We start from the raw sequence: 3162 nt of genomic DNA, 5'->3' as shown, positions 1-3162 counted from the left end.
GGATTCGAGCCCAACACCGGATCGTAATCGTCCAGATTCGATTGCTCGTTCGCTGTCAGTGACGCCCACGTGAACGGTACGCCGACCCCTGCGGCGCTGGTGATGATGACGCGACCGTTGTCGGGATCTTCGGCGGCGACGGGTCCGGTCACGCCGGTCGTGGCGCAGGTCGCGGGCGCCGGACCCACGCCGGTGAGCACGCAGGAGCCGTCCCAGTTCACGAGGGGATCGATTTGCAGCGAGGTGCCGTTGGCCGAGTCGAGGTACTGCGAAGTGATCGCGCCGGTCCAGTTGTTGGCATTGTAGAACGCGAAGTAGACCTGCGTACCCGTCTGCACTTTGGCGGTCTGCTTCTGGTTCAAGCCCGCGCCGCTCGCCGAAGCGCTCTGCGGCGATGCCTGGAAACACATGATCTCGTGAATGTTGCGGTCACCGCCGGTCGAGCCGCCGAAGCCGAAGCGCACCATCGTCGGGATGGATGCGGTGCTGCATACACCGGCGCTGTACGACCCGATGCACTGACCGCTGATGATCGGCTGAAAGTTACCGCCTGCGAAGCTGTAGGAGAGACTCAACAACCCGCCCGTCGTGATTGAAAGGTTGTAGGTGATCGGAATGCCGTACAGCGGGCCAGTGGTCTGCGGTGTCGCATACCCGCGGTACAGGGCCGCCTCGTTCGCGAGCTTGGTCGTCAGGACCTTGAACGCGTTCGGGAGCGCCTGGTAATTGCTCAGCGTGATCGCGGGCAGCGGGTTGGCGTTGTACGGATTGGCGATGCCGTTGGTGACCGTGGCGGTCGGTGCGGCCGCCGGGTCGACCTGACTGTAATCCCACACATAGCCGGTCTGGCACGCTTGATGAACCGCGACCACTTGCTCCGCGGCGCTCAGGCCGACGGGGTAGTAGGCCTGCGTGGCGGGGGACCGGCTCAGGTATGGCCAAGCGGTCGCTCCCGCGCCGCGCAGCCCGATGCGATTCGGCACATAGCCGTAGCCGCTCGAGGTATTGTCGCCGTTATACGTGACCGTGCCGGCGGTGAGGCCGTCGCCGTTCAGGAAGTTGCCGAACTCATCGATGCCGAGACCGATGTAGCCGCCAATTATGCCGGCGTAGCCCTGATTCGCACTGTTGTTCGTGTTCGAGCAGGTGTAGCCCAAGCTGCCGCCCCAGTCGCCCAGCGTGGCGAGGTAAGGACCGCCGTTGTTCGCACCGTAAGAGGCGCCGGTCACGGGATTGTTGCTCTCGAAATAACTGTCGTCCACCAGGAAGAAGCTCATGCCGTCCGCGCCGTCGTGGTTGCCGCCGCCCGAGTCGCCTTCGTACGTCTCGGTGGTGAAGCTCACTTGGATCCCGTTCGCGGCGAGCGCGAACGCGAAGTTCGAAATGATCGCGCCGCTTTGGGCGTTCGCGTCGTTGGTGAAGCGCAGCGCGCCACCACCGATAACCGGCGGCGTAGCGGTGGGGTTGCCGTAGGGCGTGTCGGGAGTCGTGTTGAGATTGCCGCTGTTGCCGCCGACCTGGGTTTGTCCGCCGTAGTAGGGATCATTCAAGCATTGCGGCAAGGATCCCGGGCTCGACGTTGCGGTGGAGGGAACGTTGCCGGCGGTCAAGCACGCGCCACCGAAGTAGTACCACGCGCAGTTGCTCGTATAGCCGGTGAAGTTCTCCGTCACCTGCGTGCTGGTGCAGCTCGGCGGCGTCAGCGCCAGCGCGGGAGTCCCGAGCGGTAGCCAGCTGCCGCCGACCGCCAGCAGGAGGTACATCAACAGGTGTTTGGTATTCATGGGCTTGGGGCTCATTGAGTGGGAGGGGCGAGATTCTTGACGCTCGTCTGCACGATATAAGTCGACTCGACTACGGCCACCGTGTCGGCGTTGCTGCCGAAGCCTTGGGCATCGATCTGGTAGACCGTGCCGTTGGCCGTCGTGCCCAGCCACTGGACGTAGAATTGCGGCGTCTGGTAGTAGCTGCCCTGCACCGGCGTCGTTTGCACGTTCATGAGATTCGTGGTCGTGACCTGGGGCGTGTACGGGACGCCGACGGGATTGCCGCTCGCCAACCACCCGCCGCCGGCCGGTATCTGTGTGGCCGACGCGATTGGATTGGTGCAGATGGTCGGCGCGCTGGCGGGCGCCGGCGCCGTGCAGGTGGTGAGCGGCGCATTGGCGCTGCCGCCGCCGCCCGTCAGCCAGTACTCGGCGTACTGCTCGGCCGTCTCGGCCGCGCTCAGCGCACGCTGCTTCTCGCGCAGGTTGCCGGCGATCTTTTCATCCAGCCCGAAGCTTCTGAACATCGCGAGGCCGAGGATGGTGACGACGACGAGCATCAACAGCGCCGTCACCAGCACCATGCCCCGCGCGTGCGCGCGCTGTGGTAGGCGCAGGGCGATCACGTGGCCACCCCGGTCTTGTACATCACTGCGATCGTCCGGCTGAAGGTGACGGTCGCCGGCTGTCCCGGCTGTGCAGACATCGGGTTCAGGAACGTCAGCGTCACCTGCACCGATCTCACTTGCGGCCAGTAGGTTCCGGCGGTAACCAGATCGGCCGTCAGGTAGGTATCCACGGAATTGCTGGCCACGCCGTTGCCGCTCTCCACACCGTACTGAATGGTCATGTTGGTGATGCCGGGAACGAGCGACACGGGGGGCTGCTGAGCGCCGTTCAACCAGACCGTGCACGTCAGATAGTTGCTCGCAGTGTTCACCGTGATCTGATTCACGAACGTCGCGGGCGCGGCGGACGAGTTGCCGGTGCAGTTGATGGCGTTGTCGCCGGCCGTCGTTCCGGCGGTCTGATAGCGGTTCGTGATGGTGTCGGGGACGCCGGCGGTGTGAATACCCAAGAGCGCCTGGGCCGAGATGAAAGTCGCGGGTCCGTAGGTCCCGCCCAGAAACGCCGTAGCGGCGCTGTTGGTGAGCGGACTGGTGTAGTAGCCCGTCGATTGCACCACGTCCGTGATGAGCTGCATCGCCATGCGCTCGTTGTCCTGCAGCTGCGACATGCCCGATTGATTCGTCGACGTGCGGCGCATCGCCTGCACCAGCGTGAGCAAGCCGCCGATGAGGAACAATCCCAAGGCAAGGGCGACCATGATCTCGACAAAGGTGAAGCCGCGCGCGGCGCGGGCCGGTTTGCGGCGCTGGAGTCGGTCGAGAGGGCT

Annotated in this window: 2 protein-coding genes and 1 pseudogene; all 3 read right to left on the bottom strand. The window is 64.7% G+C overall.

Features of this window, described 5'->3' with window-relative positions; genetic code table 11:
- A pseudogene (locus VNW74_RS20255) lies at positions 1-1784 on the bottom strand (hypothetical protein); the annotation flags it as partial.
- A gap of 11 nt (positions 1785-1795) precedes the next feature.
- Positions 1796-2392 (bottom strand): pilus assembly PilX family protein, encoded by a 597-nt coding sequence (locus VNW74_RS20250; protein WP_325680068.1) that lies wholly within the window; start codon positions 2390-2392, stop codon positions 1796-1798.
- Positions 2389-3162, bottom strand: a 774-nt coding sequence (locus VNW74_RS20245; protein ID WP_325680066.1) for a PilW family protein, incomplete at its 5' end; no start/stop codon positions are given. The genes VNW74_RS20250 and VNW74_RS20245, both read right to left, overlap by 4 nt.

The sequence above is a fragment of the Mycobacterium sp. genome (genome assembly GCF_035570115.1).
Lineage (GTDB): Bacteria > Actinomycetota > Actinomycetes > Mycobacteriales > Mycobacteriaceae > Mycobacterium.
The sequence above is the reverse complement of the archived record's forward strand: the minus strand, read 5'-3'. Positions and strand labels throughout refer to the sequence as shown.